The organism is Paenirhodobacter enshiensis (genome assembly GCF_000740785.1).
In the GTDB taxonomy this organism is placed as follows: Bacteria; Pseudomonadota; Alphaproteobacteria; order Rhodobacterales; family Rhodobacteraceae; genus Rhodobacter; species Rhodobacter enshiensis.
This window is the reverse complement of record NZ_JFZB01000103.1, coordinates 1-375: the sequence shown is the minus strand read 5'-3', so window position 1 is coordinate 375 and position 375 is coordinate 1. Positions and strand designations below refer to the sequence as shown.

At 59.7% G+C, this 375-nt stretch carries 1 protein-coding gene; it reads left to right on the top strand.

Annotated elements, in window-relative coordinates:
• A partial coding sequence (locus CG50_RS17175) for a Mu transposase domain-containing protein (protein WP_449295444.1) occupies positions 1–375 on the top strand: 375 nt, incomplete at both ends.

Below are 375 nucleotides of genomic sequence, written 5' to 3'. Positions count from 1 at the left end.
CAGAGTGTCCGGTTTTCGGGGTCCACCTCAAGGTCATGCGGCGCTGGAAAATGTCACGAAACGAACGCTTCCAAACTCGCGAAATGCCGTGTCTTCAGCCGCTGCCCGCAACCTCTTACGATTATGGCAGCTGGCGCCCGGGTATCAGGATCCAGCGTCACTACCACGTCAACGTCGAAGGGCGGGATTACAGCGTGCCTTCACACCTGATCGGTGAGCTGGTCAGCCTCAAGGTCATGGCCGCGACCATCGAAATCTACCACGATTCGACGCTCGTGGCCGTACACCCTCGTCGCGCTGTCACGCCAACCGATGACGCGCCGATAACGGACTCGGCCCATATGCCGGAAAACCATCGCGCGATATGGCGGCAGA